This window comes from Microvirga sp. VF16 (genome assembly GCF_016864375.1).
GTDB lineage: Bacteria > Pseudomonadota > Alphaproteobacteria > Rhizobiales > Beijerinckiaceae > Microvirga.
Genome location: NZ_CP069354.1, coordinates 4,394,280 through 4,409,222 on the forward strand (window position 1 = coordinate 4,394,280; position 14,943 = coordinate 4,409,222).

At 63.5% G+C, this 14,943-nt stretch carries 12 protein-coding genes; 3 read left to right on the top strand and 9 right to left on the bottom strand.

What is annotated here, in order from left to right; genetic code table 11:
* Positions 1–284: 284 nt before the first annotated feature.
* From JO965_RS20585 to ileS, 6 genes are all read right to left on the bottom strand, one after another.
* A complete protein-coding gene (locus JO965_RS20585; protein ID WP_203440863.1) occupies positions 285–1,601 on the bottom strand; it encodes a glucose-6-phosphate isomerase in 1,317 nt (438 codons plus the stop codon).
* Between the two features lie 129 nt (positions 1,602–1,730).
* The gene (locus JO965_RS20590) at positions 1,731–3,008 is read right to left on the bottom strand and encodes a pitrilysin family protein (RefSeq protein WP_203440864.1); all 1,278 of its coding nucleotides are present in this window, start codon (positions 3,006–3,008) and stop codon (positions 1,731–1,733) included.
* A gap of 26 nt (positions 3,009–3,034) precedes the next feature.
* Positions 3,035–4,366 (bottom strand): pitrilysin family protein, encoded by a 1,332-nt coding sequence (locus JO965_RS20595; protein WP_203440865.1) that lies wholly within the window; start codon positions 4,364–4,366, stop codon positions 3,035–3,037.
* Between the two features lie 215 nt (positions 4,367–4,581).
* The gene (locus JO965_RS20600) at positions 4,582–5,217 is read right to left on the bottom strand and encodes a hypothetical protein (RefSeq protein WP_203440866.1); all 636 of its coding nucleotides are present in this window, start codon (positions 5,215–5,217) and stop codon (positions 4,582–4,584) included.
* A gap of 87 nt (positions 5,218–5,304) precedes the next feature.
* Entirely contained in the window at positions 5,305–5,772 is a 468-nt protein-coding gene (gene lspA / locus JO965_RS20605; protein ID WP_246776914.1) for a signal peptidase II, read from the bottom strand.
* 149 nt (positions 5,773–5,921) lie between these two features.
* The gene (ileS, locus tag JO965_RS20610; protein ID WP_203440868.1) at positions 5,922–8,870 is read right to left on the bottom strand and encodes an isoleucine--tRNA ligase; all 2,949 of its coding nucleotides are present in this window, start codon (positions 8,868–8,870) and stop codon (positions 5,922–5,924) included.
* A gap of 292 nt (positions 8,871–9,162) precedes the next feature.
* On the opposite strand from ileS, the gene msrB reads away from it, so the two are divergent.
* On the top strand, positions 9,163–9,666 hold the full coding sequence (msrB, locus tag JO965_RS20615) for a peptide-methionine (R)-S-oxide reductase MsrB (RefSeq protein ID WP_203440869.1): 504 nt from the start codon (positions 9,163–9,165) through the stop codon (positions 9,664–9,666).
* An 8-nt stretch (positions 9,667–9,674) separates the two neighbouring features.
* Positions 9,675–10,844 (top strand): DUF3095 domain-containing protein, encoded by a 1,170-nt coding sequence (locus JO965_RS20620; RefSeq protein WP_203440870.1) that lies wholly within the window; start codon positions 9,675–9,677, stop codon positions 10,842–10,844.
* Between the two features lie 229 nt (positions 10,845–11,073).
* Here JO965_RS20620 and JO965_RS20625 read toward each other — a convergent pair whose 3' ends face one another.
* From JO965_RS20625 to JO965_RS20635, 3 genes are all read right to left on the bottom strand, one after another.
* Entirely contained in the window at positions 11,074–12,042 is a 969-nt protein-coding gene (locus JO965_RS20625) for a bifunctional riboflavin kinase/FAD synthetase (RefSeq protein WP_203444284.1), read from the bottom strand.
* Between the two features lie 200 nt (positions 12,043–12,242).
* Positions 12,243–13,118 carry a TIGR01459 family HAD-type hydrolase gene (locus tag JO965_RS20630; protein WP_203440871.1) on the bottom strand — a complete coding sequence of 292 codons (876 nt, stop codon included), beginning with the start codon at positions 13,116–13,118 and terminating at the stop codon, positions 12,243–12,245.
* A gap of 51 nt (positions 13,119–13,169) precedes the next feature.
* On the bottom strand, positions 13,170–14,438 hold the full coding sequence (locus JO965_RS20635) for an EAL domain-containing protein (RefSeq protein ID WP_203440872.1): 1,269 nt from the start codon (positions 14,436–14,438) through the stop codon (positions 13,170–13,172).
* Positions 14,439–14,604: 166 nt separating this feature from the next.
* Here JO965_RS20635 and JO965_RS20640 point away from each other — a divergent pair, with 166 nt between their 5' ends.
* Complete coding sequence (locus JO965_RS20640) at positions 14,605–14,826, top strand: heavy-metal-associated domain-containing protein (protein ID WP_203440873.1); 222 nt, start codon at positions 14,605–14,607, stop codon at positions 14,824–14,826.
* Positions 14,827–14,943: the final 117 nt, after the last annotated feature.

Below are 14,943 nucleotides of genomic sequence, written 5' to 3' on the forward strand. Positions count from 1 at the left end.
GACGTTATTCCCCTGCTCAGTTGGGATGCCGTCCCGGACGCCTCGGGCGATCCGGGATCGTCGGCAGAATAAAGCACTGGAACCTCGACACCGTCATCCCCGCGCAGGCGGGGATCCATAACCACGACGGTGGGAGAAAGGTGCAGCGGCCTCCCCTTCGCTTGCTCCGGAGCGTCAGCGTTTATGGATCCCGGGCTCCGCTGCGCGGTCCCGGGATGACAGTGACGGACCGGATTTCGCGATCCCGGATCGTCTTGCGGTTTCCGAGATGACGTCTAGAGACTTCACCCCTGCGCCAGATATTCCTTCGCCAGGATCTTGGCTTCTTCCACGGCGGGCTGATCGAACGGGTCGACGCCCGTGGCGTAGCCGGCCAGGATCGTCTCCAGCATGAAATGCATGAGAAGCTCGCCCAGAGCCCGCTCGTTCAGGGTCTCGATATGGATCTGACGGGTCGGGCGGCTGTTCTTGGCGAAGGTATCAGCCATGGCCCGGCCCTGAGCAGCCACGAGGTCACCGATGGTCTTGCCCGCAAAGCCCGGCTGGCCGGCGCGCTTGGCCAGCGCCTCATTCATGACAGGGCCCTTTCCGGCAACGCCGGTGGTCAGCACGGTGAAGAGCTTGTCGTTGGGGCCCGCGAGATAAAGCTGCTGCTGGCTGTGCTGGTCTACGGGGCCGATGGCGGCGACGGGCTGCGTGCCCTTACCGTCCTTGCCCACGCTCTCGGCCCAGAGCTGCACCCACCAGCGGGTGAAGCGCTCCAACCGATCCGCATAGGCCATGGCGACTGCGATGCCCTTGCCGGCCTTTGCCGCCGCGACATTGAGCGCAGCACCCAGGGCGGCTGGTGCGTCCTTGGCTGCAGCACCCTTGCGGAAGGGCTCGTAGGCGTCCGCCGCACCTTGCCGGATGGCCTCGATGTCGAGACCGAGCACGGCGGCCGGCAAAAGACCCACATTAGTCAGCACCGAATAGCGCCCGCCAATGCCGGTGTGATGCTCCAGGAAGCGCACGCCTTCGGGCTCCAGGAGATCGCGCAGGGCATTCTTGCTGCCGTCCTTGCGCGGCTCGGACAGACCGAGGAACAGATCGTTGGGATGGGAGCGCAGGCCCGCCTTCTCCAGGGCTGTGAGCACGGCAATGGTCTGCATCAGGGTCTCGCCCGTGCCGCCGGATTTCGAGATTGCCACGAACTTGGTCGAGGAGAGCGGCAGCTTGTGCAGGACGCGGTCGAAGGTGATCGGGTCGAGATTGTCGAGGAAGTGGATGCGCGGGCTCTCGGTGAAACGGCCGGTGCCCGGCACCGCATAATCCTTCAGCTGCGCCAGAGTCTGCCCGCCGAGGCTCGATCCGCCCACACCAAGAATAACCACATCCGTCGCATCGTCGCGCAGAAAGGCAGCTGCCTTGTGGATGATCGCAAGGTCGTCGGTGGTGCGAGGCATGTGGAGTAGCGGCAGCCGGCCCGAGGCATCGTCCTCGGCCAAGCGCTTCATGGCATCGCCGACGGACTTCAGCGCCTCGTCGAGCGCCGCCTGCGGCAGACCGCCTCCCCCGATATTGGCTTCAAGGGCAAGATCGATCGATTGCTGCAGGGCCATAAGCTTACTCCGACTCGTTCAAAGTGGGAGCGGAAGATTAGGGCAGAGAGGGACGCGCGGCTAGGGTCGCGGCTTCGAACCTGAATCTCCGCCCTCAGGATATGTTGGCCATCCGGATTGAAAGCCGGATCAAAGCCCCGTCGGGCGTCCCGCAATCACGGTCAGCATCTTGCCATTACCGAAGATACGCTCGGCGGCATTGCGGATGTCAGCCTGCGTCACGGCAGAGACCAAGGCGTTGCGACGGGCGATGTAGTCGATGCCCAGCCCCTCGAAGGCGATCTGCGCCAACGTGTGGGCGATCTTGGTCGAGGTATCAAAGCCGAGCGCATAAGAGCCGATGAGGTAGTCCTTCGCCTTCTGCAACTCGTCGTCGGATGGGCCTTCGCTCGTCAGCTTCGCCATCTCGTCGGCGATGACATCGAGGGCCTCGACCACACGCTCGTTCTTGGTAGCGGTGTAGCCCCAGGTCATGCTCGCCGAGCGATAGCTTACCAGCGAAGTGCCGACGCTGTAGGCAAGGCCGCGCTTCTCGCGCACTTCCTGGAACAGGCGCGAGGTGAAGGCGCCTCCGCCGAGGATGTGATTGAGCACGTAAGCCGGAATGAAGCCCGGATCGCGCCACGCGATGCCGTTCATGCCGAAGCGGATCACGGATTGCGGTACATCGAGATCGACCACGATGCGTGAACCAAGCTTTTGCAGCGTCGCGGGCTCGATGATGCTGAGCGGCTTGGCTTCCGGCAGAGAGCCGAACACCTTGTCGAGCAGAGCTGAAAGATTGTCGCTGCTGATCGCGCCGACGACGGCGATCTTCACGCGGCCGCGAGAAATGATCGCTTTATGCATGGCGACGAGATCGTCCCGCGTGATCGCCGCGACGCTCTCAGGGGTACCGGAGGTCGGGCGGCCATAGGGGTGGCCGGCAAAGCCTTCCTCGAAGAAGCGGCGCGTCGCCATCACGCCGGGATCGTTCTGCTGGTACTTCAGGCCCGCGATGGTCTGGGCGCGCACGCGCTCGATGGAATCCTGATCGAAGCGCGGCTCGGCCAGCGCGAGGCGCAGGAGCTCGAAGGCTTCGTCCGCATGCTTGACCAGCGTCTTCAGGGAGCCGCCGAGAGCATCGTTGCCCGCGTTGAAGGACAACTCGATGGCGCGCGCCGCCAGGCGCTCCTGGAATGCATCGGAATCGTATTCGCCCGCACCTTCGTCGAGCAGGCGTGCAAGCATCTGCGCCACGCCAGGCTTGTGCACCGGATCGTGGGCCGAACCGCCTTCGAAAATGAAGGAGACGGCGATCAGCGGGACCACATCGGATTCGACATGCCAGGCCTCGACGCCACTGGCTGAGGTTAGCGCCTTCACCGTGGTCGGAGACGAGGACATGGTTTCGACAGAAGCTGTCATTGTTACCTCGGTTCTTATGCAGGCGCTTAAGAAGCGGATTTCTGCAGATAGCCCGTCACGGAACGGCGGGGGATGAGATAGCGCTCGGCGGCAGAGGCGAGATCGTCCTTCATGACGGCCTCGATCTCGACCGGCCAGCGACCGACCTCCTCGATGGTCTCGCCGATGGCGAGCGCCGAGCCGTAGATGCGGGCGAGCGAGGACTGGCTGTCGGTGGAATAGATCGTCTCGGCGACGAGGCGCGTCTTGGCGCGCTCGATGGAATCCGCGTCCAGCGCCTCGGCGGGAATCGTCTTGAGCACCTGATCGACGGCCTCTTCGAGCGCCTGCAGCGATACGCCCTCGGCCGGAACCGCATAAACGCAGAAGCGCGTGTCCTCCATGGCGGAGGACATGTACCAGGCTCCAGCATTCACGGCGATGCCGCGCTCCATCACGAGCTTGCGATAGAGGTAAGACGTAGGACCGCCGCCGATCACCTCGGCGAGCAGCTCCAGCGAATAGCAATCGCGCTGGGACGCCGTGCGGCAGGACGGCACGAGATAAAGCCGCTGCATGGTCGGCTGCTCGACCTTCGGATCGGCCACGGTGATGTGGCGAGCCGCGACGGGCTCCGGCTCACGGGGACGTAAGCGCACCGGACGCTTGCCCTGCGGCGCGATGCGGCCATAGGTGGCATCGGCGAGACGGCGTACCTCATCCTCGCCGACATCGCCGGCGACAACCAGAATGCCGTTCTCGGGCGTATAGAAGCGACGATAGTAGTCGAGTGCGTTGTCGCGATTGAGTGTCTCGATCTCGTGCATCCAGCCGATGATCGGAATGCCGTAAGGGTGATGCACGAAAAGCGAGGCCGCCATCGCTTCCGAGAGCTGTGCCGACGGATCGGTTTCGACGCGCATGCGACGCTCTTCCAGCACCACGTCGCGCTCTGGGCCGATGACGGATTCTTCCAGGAGGAGGTTCGTCATCCGATCCGCCTCGAACTCCATCATGGTCTTGAGGTGTTCGCGGGCGACACGCTGGAAATAGGCCGTGTAGTCGAAGGAGGTGAAGGCATTCTCCTGGCCGCCGAGCCCGGAGACGACCTTTGAGAATTCGCCCGCCGGATGCTTTTCCGTGCCCTTGAACATCAAATGCTCGAGGAAATGCGCGATGCCTGACTGCCCGAGCGGATCATCCGCCGACCCGTTGCGATACCAGATCATATGCGTGACAACGGGAACGCGGCGATCCGGAATAACGACGACATCGAGGCCGTTATCGAGCGTGAACGAAGACAGGTTCGGACCACTGCCTTCCGTCCGCCCGAAGGAGGCGGCATCGGCACGAAGAAGAGGCTTTGAGGCGGTGTCCATGATGTTTCAACCTTGCCGACATCAAATCGTTTCGCAGGATGTTTCCTACGGGATAGTCAAATTAGGAGGCTATGCAAGCGAGGCCGCGGATCTTTTCTGTGCGGCGTTCCATTGCGAAGTAGATGGAAACAGGCTTGGCATTTCGATACCCCCATAACGTTTTCAGGCGAAGCGGGGGGACCCGTTCGCCTGAAGAAAGAATGGAGAGACAAAGCTTACTGCCTGCTCTGCTGCTGGCGGAGATAGGCCGACGGGCTGTCGGGATCGCCTTGCGGGATCGGATCGGCCGAGGCCTTGAGCTTGCCGCCACCCTGGGCCTTGAGCAGATCGCCCGGAGGATCGCTGAGATAACGGCGATCGATGCCGTTACCCTGCAGTTCCGGCTTGTCGTCCTTGGCAAAGGCGCGCAGTTCGTCAGGAGTCATGCGGCTGATATCGGCCTGCCGGCCGACGGGGTAGTTCGGACTGGTTGAAGCGTTGGGATTACGTCCGGCACGCATCTCCTCAATGGAGAGGCGCTTGCCTTCCGTGTTCTTGTAATACTCGGAGCTGGTATAGGGCGTGCGGGCCTCGGCAGCGGCCTTGCGGCGGGCGGCCACGTCCGGATCCTTGGGCCAGTTGCCGTTGCGCGCCTCGGCGCCACCACCCGGAGCCGGAGCCGGCAGATCCATCTTGGGCGGAAGCACGAGCGGAGCGCGCTCGTTGTAGGTGATGGGCGCCTTTTCCTTGGGAATGATGCCGATGGCGCCGAGGATACTCTTCACGGCCTCACCTTCTTGGGCCGAAGCTCCGGTGGCGGCGATCAGAAGCGCCAGGGCCCCCGCACGGGCTATGATCTGCAATCCCTTCATGGCAACCCACCATTGTTTCTCGTTGTGGCCGGAAGGCCTGATCGCTCATTCTGGCGAACATATGGCAGCAGGCGCCATAAAATATCGTTATTTTGCCCGCCGCCCTTCAAGGACGAAGGAGTCATAAAGCAAACCGACCACCCCCGCAACGATGGCTGCGTCCGCCACGTTGAAGACGTACCAGGACCAGGACCCGAAATGGATCTGAATGAAATCGAACACGGCCCCATAGGCCAGCCGGTCGATGACATTGCCGATTGCCCCGCCCACGATGAGGCCGAGGGAGACGGCGAGAAGCTTGGCCGTGGTGCGGCGGATCCAGACGGACAGGCCGATCGCGGCCAGGATCGAGAGAATAATCAGCCCCCAGCGGCCGATCTCCGAATTCTGCTGGAACAGGCCGTACGAAATGCCCCGGTTCCAGACCACAATCAGATTGACGAACGGGGCGAACTCCACAGGCTCCTTCACCGGCAGGTCGAAGACGAACAGGGTATAGATCTTCGTGACCTGATCGAGGATCAAGGTAACCAGGGCAGTCGAGAAGCCCAGGATCGCAGCAACGGACAGGCCCTTTTGGGCCCCGCGTGCCCTGCCCGAACCTTTCGAGGCTCGCGGACGGCTCGCTGCGCGCGGACGCGGCGAGCCGGGTTGAGACGTCAAGCCTGCATCGGCAAGCGGAGCGCCGGTATCCTCGGACTTGCTCATTCCGCCGCCGCCCTCAGCTGGTCCCATTCACGCAGGGCCGCTGCATCGCGCGGCGTCACGTCCGGATAGTCGGAATCGGTGCCAACCTCGGGCGTGACCCTCCAGGAGCGGGCGCATTTGCGGCCTTGAGCCAGAGCCGGCACGACGGCAACGCCCTTCACATCTTCGAGACGGAAGGCCTCGGCCGGGCCTTCGCCCTGCAGGACCTGGATGCCGGACGTGATGCAGATCTCGGCGAGGTCGAGACCCTGCACGGCCTTGAACAGGTTCTCATCGGCGATGTGCACCACAGGTGCTGCCTCGAGGCTGGCACCGATGCGCTTCTGCGCGCGCTCGATCTCCAGCGCGCCGGTAACGACACGGCGCACGCGGCGGATCTTCGCCCACCGTTCGGCAAGCGCATCATCGCGCCATTCAGCCGGCATCTGCGGGAAGGTTTCGAGATGCACAGACTCGGCTTCCGGATAGCGTGCAAGCCATGCCTCTTCCGCCGTGAAGGCCAGGATCGGCGCGATCCAGGTCGCCACGCAGCGGAAGGTCTCGTCGATCACGGTGAGCGCGCTCTTGCGCACCTTGCCCGAGATCGGATCGCAATAGAGCGAGTCCTTGCGGATGTCGAAATAGAAGGCCGACAGATCCGTGGTCATGAACGAGTTCAGGAGCGCGATCACCCGCTTGTAGTCGAAGGTGCTGTAGGCTTCGCGCATCTCGCCGTCGAGCTCGGCGAGGCGATGCAGCACGAAGCGTTCCAGCTCCGGCATCTCGCTCACGGCGACCTTGTCGGCATCGCGGAAATGCGCCAGCGAACCCAGCATCCAGCGGATCGTGTTGCGCAGCTTGCGATAAGTTTCGACGAAGGTTTTGAGGATCTCCGGGCCGATGCGCAAATCGTCCGAGTAATCGGAGGCCGCCACCCAGAGGCGCAGGATGTCGGCGCCGGAATCCTGGATCACCTTCTGCGGCGCGACCACGTTGCCGAGCGACTTCGACATCTTCTGCCCCTTCTCGTCGAGGACGAAGCCGTGGGTCAGAACGATGTCGTAAGGAGCGCGGCCGCGCGTGCCGCAGCTTTCGAGCAGCGAGGAGTGGAACCAGCCGCGATGCTGGTCCGAGCCTTCGAGATACATGACCTGATCGGGCCCGCCATCCACCTTGCGCGTGACCTTCAGGTCCTCGCGCTTTTCGAGCGCGAAGGCATGTGTGCAGCCGGAATCGAACCACACGTCGAGGATGTCGTTGACCTTGTCGAAATCGTTAAGGTCGTAGCCACCCGCTTTGAGGAAGCGCGATCCGTCATCCGCATACCACGCGTCGGCGCCCTCCTTCTCGAAGGCCTCCGCGATGGCGTCGTTGACGCGTTCGTCCTTGAGGATTTCGTTAGAGCCCTTCTTCACGAAGACGGCGATCGGTACGCCCCAGGCGCGCTGACGCGAGACGACCCAGTCGGGCCGGTTCTCGATCATGCCGGTGATGCGGTTCTCGCCCGTCTCCGGCACCCACTCGACGGTCTTGATGCCATGAAGCGCGCGCTGACGCAGGGTGTCGCCCTTGTCATCGAGCGGCTTGTCCATCGAGATGAACCATTGCGGCGTGTTGCGGAAGATCAGCGGACCTTTCGAGCGCCAGGAATGCGGATACTGGTGCTTCAGACGCCCGCGCGCGATCAGCGCACCGACCTCGACGAGCTTCTTGATCACCGCCTCGTTGGCGCCCGCATCCTTACCCTTGTCGTCATAGATGCGCTCGCCCGCGAAGAACGGCACGTCCGGGAAGTAGGACGAATCCGGCGAGACCGTGTGCGGCACTTCCTTCGTGCCGCAGGCGGCGAACACGTCGCGATGCTTCACGTAGGTGTTGTAGTCGTCCGCGCCGTGGCCGGGAGCCGTGTGCACAAAGCCCGTGCCCGCATCGTCGGTCACGTAATCGGCCGGTAGCACTGGCACGCCGAAATCCCAGTATCCGTTCGCACCTTCGAGTCCGCGGAATGGATGCGCGCAGCGCTCGAGCATCACCGGCAGCACGTCCTTCACGCGCTCGTATTCGGCGACACGCGCGGCCGCGAACACCTCGGCTGCGAGCTTGTCGGCAAGGACGAAGCGGTCGCCGACCTTGGCCCAGTTGTCCTCGGCTGCTTCCGTGACCTTGTAGAGGCCGTAGGCGACATGCTCGCCATAGGCGATGGCGCGGTTGGCCGGGATCGTCCAGGGAGTCGTCGTCCAGATGACCACGGACGCGCCATCGAGATCGCCATCCAGCGTGTTGGTGATCTTGAACTTCACCCAGATCGTGGTGGAGGTCTTCTCGTGATACTCGACCTCGGCCTCGGCGAGCGCGGTCTTTTCGACGGAGGACCACATCACCGGCTTCGAGCCGCGATAGAGCTGGTCGCTCACCGCGAACTTCATGATCTCGCGGGCGATCTGTGCTTCCGCGTCATAGGACATGGTCTGATACGGGTTCGTCCAGTCGCCCTCGACGCCGAGGCGCTTGAACTCCTCGCGCTGCACGTCGATCCACTTCTCGGCGAAGGCGCGGCACTCGCGGCGGAACTCGACGGTGTTCACATCGTCCTTGTTCTTGCCCTTGGCGCGATACTCTTCCTCGATCTTCCACTCGATTGGCAGGCCGTGGCAGTCCCAGCCCGGCACGTAGTTGGAATCGAAGCCGAGCATGCCCTGCGAGCGGACCACCATGTCCTTCAAGATCTTGTTGAGGGCGTGCCCGATATGGATGTTGCCGTTGGCATAGGGAGGGCCGTCGTGCAGCACGAAGCGCGGACGGCCCTTCTGGACTTCGCGCAGGCGCTCGTAGAGCTTGTGCTCGTTCCAGCGCTGCAGGAGAAGCGGCTCCCGCTGCGGCAGGCCGGCCCGCATGGGGAACTCGGTCTGGGGCAGGAACAGGGTTTCGGAATAGTCGCGGGCGGCGCTTTCAGGCTTATCGGTCATAACGGTCAATCGGTCTTGTGTGGCCCGCGATCCGGCGGGCGCATCAGGCTGCTCTCAGGGCGAACGGCAAAGATCCCGGACCTTCGCAGATCATGCGAAAGCCGGGCCGATAATTCGCGCAGCGCCTATGCGGGCCGCCAGCAGATCCTGAGAAACCATGGGCATGGTGAGCCTTTTAGCAGCGCCGGGCCGGATAATAAAGCGTGGTGATTGCCGGGGCGGCTCCCTATTTAAGGGCAGAAAGCAGCCTTATAGTCTCCCAAGCAATGCGACGGGCAGGAAGGATTGACCTATGGCAGACTCGACCACCACAGCCGAGCGGCGCTCGAAAGCCGGTTTCGACCTCGCCCCGCCCACCTCCGAGCAATTGCACGCCCTCGTGGCCAATCTCGACGACGAGGAGCGCCGGGTTCTTCTGGAGCACGGCACGGAGCGGCCCTTCTGCGGCATCTTCAACGAAGCCAAGGAGAAGGGCACCTATTGCTGCCGCCTCTGCGGGCTGCCCCTGTTCAACGCGGGCACCAAGTTCGAATCCGGCACCGGCTGGCCGAGCTTCTTCGATCCGATCGATCGCGATCATATCGCCTTCGTGCGCGATACCAGCTACGGCATGATCCGCACCGAGATCCGCTGCGCCCGCTGCGAGGGCCATCTCGGCCACGTGTTCAACGATGGTCCGCCTCCCACAGGCGAGCGTTATTGCATGAACTCCGTCTCCATGCGTTTCGTCGCCGAAGGCGATCCGCTGCCGGACGAACTGGGCCGAGGAGCACCGGAAGGCGAAGTCGCAGGCTGAGCCGGACCATGGAGGCCGGCCTACAGGGGATAAGCAACAGGGAAGGTGCGGATTTCTATGCGCGCCTGCCCGTCTTCGACCATTTCTCCCAGCTGACCGATCCCGGGCTCTACATGCCTGTTCCGGACGATTGGGTGCTGGGCCTCAGCGACATCGTGCGCTCGACCGCAGCCATCGCGGCCGGACGCTACAAGGAGGTCAACACGGCCGCCGCCTCCGTCATCGCGGCGGTCTCCAACAAGCTCGGCACGAGCGAGTTTCCCTTCGTGTTCGGTGGGGACGGGGCGAGCTTCGCCCTGCCCGCCTCGCAATCCGGCCTCGCTCAGGAGGTCCTTGCTGCTGTGGCGGCCTGGGTCAGGGATTCATTCGATTTCGAGCTGCGCATCGCCATCGTCCCGGTTTCAGAAATCCGCGCCAAGGGCCATGACGTGCGCATCGCCCGCTTCGCGGCCTCGCCGGACGTATCCTACGCCATGTTCTCCGGCGGCGGCCTTGCCTATGCCGAGAGACGGATGAAGGAGGGAGCCTTCGCCATCCCGCCGGCCGCGCCGGGCACCCTGCCCGACCTGACAGGCCTCACCTGCCGCTTCGATGAAATCATACCGCAGCGGGGAGTCGTCCTGTCCCTGATCATCCTGCCGGATCCGAGAGCGAGCGCAGAAACTTTCAATGCCCTCGTCGGGCAGGTGCTGGACTTGGCTGAAGGTCCGGAAGCCGGGCGCCCCTTCCCTGATGACGGGCCGCCCGTGCCCACACCGTTCAAGGGCTTCGCCATCGAGGCCAAAACCTACGGAAAAGACGGACCGGGTTTCAGGAAGCTCGCGGAGATGGTGTTCATGCGTCTGGTCGCCTTCCTGATCTTCCGGTTCGGCCTGACGGTCGGCCGGTTCGATCCGGCTCGCTACCGGCACCAGCTCGTCGAGAACACGGATTTCCGCAAATTCGACGACGGCCTGCGCATGACGCTGGATTGTACGCCCACCCTCGCCGATCGCCTTGAGGCGTTGCTACAGGACGCAGAGAAGAAAGGGATCGCCCGTTCCGGGCTGCACCGGCAAGACGCCGCCCTTATGACCTGCTTCGTGCCCTCTGCTACCCGACCCGACCATATCCATTTCGTCGACGGCGCCATGGGTGGCTACGCCGTGGCGGCACAGGCGCTGAAGGCGGCGGTGTGAGACATCGCCAACCTGGACGCCAGAGGCGATCCGGGATCGCCTAAACCAGCTTGACACTGTCATCCCGGGGCCGCGCAGCGGAGCCCGGGATCCATAACCACAACCTTCAACCAGTTCGGCGCCGTCAACGTTTATGGATTCCCGCCTTCGCGGGAATGACAGTGTTGAGGTTCAAGCGCCATTGTCGTCACACGATCCCGGATGGCTTCGCCGTCCGGGATGACAACAGCTACGCAATCATCGAAATCGTCTTGTCCTCGCGAAGCATCCGCTTCGCCTCGACCGAGTCCCGGTCCATCTGGGCGATCAGCGCCTCGATGCCATCGAAGCGCTCCTCGCCACGGATCCAGCCGACGAATTCTACATCCAGAACCTGCCCGTAGAGATCCCCGGCAAAGTCGAAAAGATGCACCTCGAGCAGCGGAGCGCCGTTGTCGAAGGTCGGTCTGCGGCCGAAGCTCGCGACGCCGTCAACCGGACTGCCGGCCACCGAAGCCCTGACCGCGTAAATGCCATGCTGAAGACGGCAATCGTCCGGCAGGCGCATATTGGCTGTGGGATAGCCGAGCACCCGGCCGCGCTTGTCGCCGTGACGCACCTCCGCCTGGACGAACCAGCGATAGCCGAGGAGCCGGTTGGCCGTGGCGATATCGCCTGCCTCCAGAGCGGCGCGAATAGCGCTGGAGGAAACGGGCTCCGTTCCCTCGACGATGGCTGGTGCAATGACGCATTCGAGCCCCTTCGTCCGGCAGAGCTCCACCATGCGCGCGGGATTACCCTCACGGGCACGGCCGAAATGGAAATCGTGACCGATCACCACGCCTGAGAGCTGCATCTCCTGCGCCAGCAGATTGACGAAATCCGCTGCCGTCAGGGCCGCAAGACTCCCGTTGAAGCGCCGTTGGAAGACGCCATCGAGACCGAGACGCGCGAAGATCTTGAGCTTCACGGGTTCGGGCGTCAGGCGAAACAGCGGACGATCAGGCTGGAAGAAGGTGCGCGGATGCGGCTCGAAGGTGACGACTGCTGCCGGCTTCCCGGAAGTCCGAACCATGTTCAGAAGGTGCTGGTGTCCGCGATGCACACCATCGAAATTGCCGATGGCCGCCATGGCTCCCTTGAGGCGCTTGGGTACGGGCTCGCCATCGCGGCAGATCGCGAACGTGGGGGGCGTCAGGGGAGGAATCTCGGAACTCATCTGGCAGATATCGGTGCGGGCGCGACCCTGTCGAAATCCGGCCCCTGGGTCAAGAGAGAGCGCGAGGCCACCCCCGTCGTTCCCGGCCGAAAATGGCGAAGCCATCGGAGGGGAAGGGAATCCATGGCGCTGAGCGTGGGGGTGGATCCCCTTCCCTCACTTCGTTCGCCGGGGATGACACACCGAATCCCAGGAGGGCCTTACCAGGACAGCACTTCCGTGAAGGCGGTCGGCTGCGCCGGCTGCCGGTCCACCCAATCCTGCACGTGATCCGACACCAAGTCCCCTTCGTGAAGACCCAGCTCCTCCGCATGGATGCCGCGCGCGATCATCAGGGAGTCGATGCCGAAGCCGACAGCGCCGGCGATATCGGTGCGGATCGCATCGCCGATTGCGAGTACGCGCTCCTTCGCGATGGTCCTGCCACTCAACCCGGCTGCGACCGCGAGAGCCCGATCATAGACGGGACCATGGGGCTTTCCGGCGTAAAAGACATTACCGCCCATCTCCTCATAGGCGAGCGCAATCGTTCCCGCGCAGGGGAGGATCATGTGGCCGCGCTCGACGATGAGATCGGGATTGGCACAGACCATCAGCAGATCGCGCCGGCGCATGGCTTCGAGCCGAGCCCGATAATCCCCGACCGTCTCCTCTTCATCGTTGTCGAAACCGGAGCAGACCACGTAGTCGGCCTCGTCGATGGAGCCGAAACGGACATCGAGACCGTTATAGATCGGCATGTCGCGAGGCGGCCCGATATGGTGGACGATCTTGGCAATGCGTTCCTCGATAGAGAGTCGCGTCAGATCGCCGGATGTGACGATGGCATCATAGGCCGTGCGAGGCACGCCGAAGCCGTCGAGCTGCGTTCCCACGGAAGCGCCGGGGCGCGGCGCGTTGGAGACGAGGACCACCCGCCCGCCTTTCGCGCGGAAGCGCTTGAGCGCGTCGCTTGCCGCCTCGTAGGCCTTGACACCGTTGTGCAGCACGCCCCAGACGTCGCAGAGGACAAGATCATAGCGTTCGGCGAGAGATTGCAGGCCCTCGACGTGAGCAGGGCGGGACAAAACGGTCATGGGTTCTCACTTTTAATGAACCCGGGCGGGTAGGCCCTTGCGCCGCTCAAGTCAACCGGCGCGCCGCAGAAGGGTCGGAGCGTCCTCCAGGCCGAAAGGCCGCGAAGCCGTCTGTTCACCGGCAATCTCCGGCTTGATCGGGCGTGGGGCCGCAAAGACAAAGCCTTGCGCCAGCGGCACGCCGAGATCGCAGAGCTTGGGCACCATTTCATCTTCCTCCACCCGCTCGGCGATGAGCCGGATGCCCTGGCGGCGCAGGGCCGAGGCGAAATCGCGCACGTCGAGCTCCGGCCCGGCATACCTACCATCCGACTGCTCGGCCACTGAGATCAAGAGATCGGCCGGTAACTTCATGAACCGGACACCGAGATCGGCCAACGCCTCGGGATCGAACCGGAGATCCGCGGCGCGGTCGAGGGAGAACGGCACGCCCCGCTCACGCAATGTTGCGAGCGCCGCCCTGTGATCCGCATCGAGGTGGCGCCAGCTGTGCTGGGTCATTTCCAGGACGATCTTACCGAGAAGATCGGGGCTGGTGTCGAACAGGCCGGCCAGCGACCATAGGAAGCCGGGCTCGGCAATGGAATGGGCCGTGAGATTCACGCTCACGATGGCCTCGCTGCCGCGGGCGACGAGATGGCGGGCGATAGCCATGGAGCGGATCAGCACCCGGCGATCGAAATCCGACGCGCGGCCCGAACATTCGAGGATGGGCAGGAATTCGGACGGGCTGAGCAGCGTTTCGTCCGCAAGGCGCAACCGGGCCAGTGCCTCGTAGAAACGAATCTTTCCTTGCGGCAGCGAAACCACGGGCTGCAGGTGCAACTCGATCCGATCAGCCTCAAAGGCCTGGGTGACCAGCCTCATGCGGCTGACCTCTTCGGCCGACGACCGGCGCATGGAGGGCAACAGCGAAGGTTCGGGAAAGCGAGCCGGCTGGACCCGCTCGGTCGGGGCCAGGACGATCTCCGCGCCAACCTCCTGCGCACTGGCGGAAACTGCCAGCTCGCGCAGAACACTCAACGGGCTGCCAACAATGACGGGCGGACGGAGAACTAGCGGAGCCGTCGGAACCCGCTCTTCCTGCTCAAGACCCGCAAGCTGCATGGCCAGGGTCTGCCGCTCCGTCTCGGTCTGCCACCACAGGACGACGAGACCGAAGAAGACAGCCATGATCGTGAAGCCGAGAACCGGCAGGACGAGACCCGCCTCCATCGGTACATAGGCCGAAGCCGCGGCCATGAGAAAGGCCGGCATGAAGGCGAGCAAAGCCGCCTTCCGGTCCCGCAGGGCCGGAATTTTGTTCTTGTTGGTGACCATGGGTGCCCCCGCTCCCCTGGCTCGGCGCATCTGCGCGAATCAGTGTGTTAACAGACAATGAATCAGGGCGATTCGCCGGGCAAGTTTCGCATTCCCGTAATGGACATTTTTTCGCAGTTCTGCGTTGCCTGCGCAGAATAAAGGCAAGATTTCAAAGAGGTTATTGATGGAAGAGACCCGCAAGGATCTGCTGATGCAGGTCGATGGCATGACCTGCCAGGGTTGTGTCACTTCGGTCACCAAGGCCATTCAGCGCCTCGACCCTGGTGCCAAGGTCGAGGTGGATCTGGAACATGGTCGCGTTCACGTTACGACATGCGCCCAGAGCGTCGAAGTAGCGCGTGCCCTCGATGCGGCCGGCTATGAGGCCCGCGCCATGACCGGCTAAGGGCGTGGGTTGCGCCCGGCTCATGGCTTTCCCCAAAGTTCCTTTTGCGACACCGGAAAACGGGGCGCATCGTGCGAAAAGTGGTCCCGGTTTTCCGCCTCCAACGATGCGCTACTT

What these genes read in the sequence shown, in the direction of transcription:
- JO965_RS20595 (WP_203440865.1), bottom strand. Translation starts at nt 4,366, where the DNA reads ATGGACACCGCCTCAAAGCCTCTTCTTCGTGCCGATGCCGCCTCCTTC.
- JO965_RS20600 (WP_203440866.1), bottom strand. Translation starts at nt 5,217, where the DNA reads ATGAAGGGATTGCAGATCATAGCCCGTGCGGGGGCCCTGGCGCTTCTG.
- JO965_RS20585 (WP_203440863.1), bottom strand. Translation starts at nt 1,601, where the DNA reads ATGGCCCTGCAGCAATCGATCGATCTTGCCCTTGAAGCCAATATCGGG.
- JO965_RS20625 (WP_203444284.1), bottom strand. Translation starts at nt 12,042, where the DNA reads ATGAGTTCCGAGATTCCTCCCCTGACGCCCCCCACGTTCGCGATCTGC.
- JO965_RS20635 (WP_203440872.1), bottom strand. Translation starts at nt 14,438, where the DNA reads ATGGTCACCAACAAGAACAAAATTCCGGCCCTGCGGGACCGGAAGGCG.
- JO965_RS20630 (WP_203440871.1), bottom strand. Translation starts at nt 13,118, where the DNA reads ATGACCGTTTTGTCCCGCCCTGCTCACGTCGAGGGCCTGCAATCTCTC.
- ileS (WP_203440868.1), bottom strand. Translation starts at nt 8,870, where the DNA reads ATGACCGATAAGCCTGAAAGCGCCGCCCGCGACTATTCCGAAACCCTG.
- JO965_RS20590 (WP_203440864.1), bottom strand. Translation starts at nt 3,008, where the DNA reads ATGACAGCTTCTGTCGAAACCATGTCCTCGTCTCCGACCACGGTGAAG.
- msrB (WP_203440869.1), top strand. Translation starts at nt 9,163, where the DNA reads ATGGCAGACTCGACCACCACAGCCGAGCGGCGCTCGAAAGCCGGTTTC.
- JO965_RS20620 (WP_203440870.1), top strand. Translation starts at nt 9,675, where the DNA reads ATGGAGGCCGGCCTACAGGGGATAAGCAACAGGGAAGGTGCGGATTTC.
- JO965_RS20640 (WP_203440873.1), top strand. Translation starts at nt 14,605, where the DNA reads ATGGAAGAGACCCGCAAGGATCTGCTGATGCAGGTCGATGGCATGACC.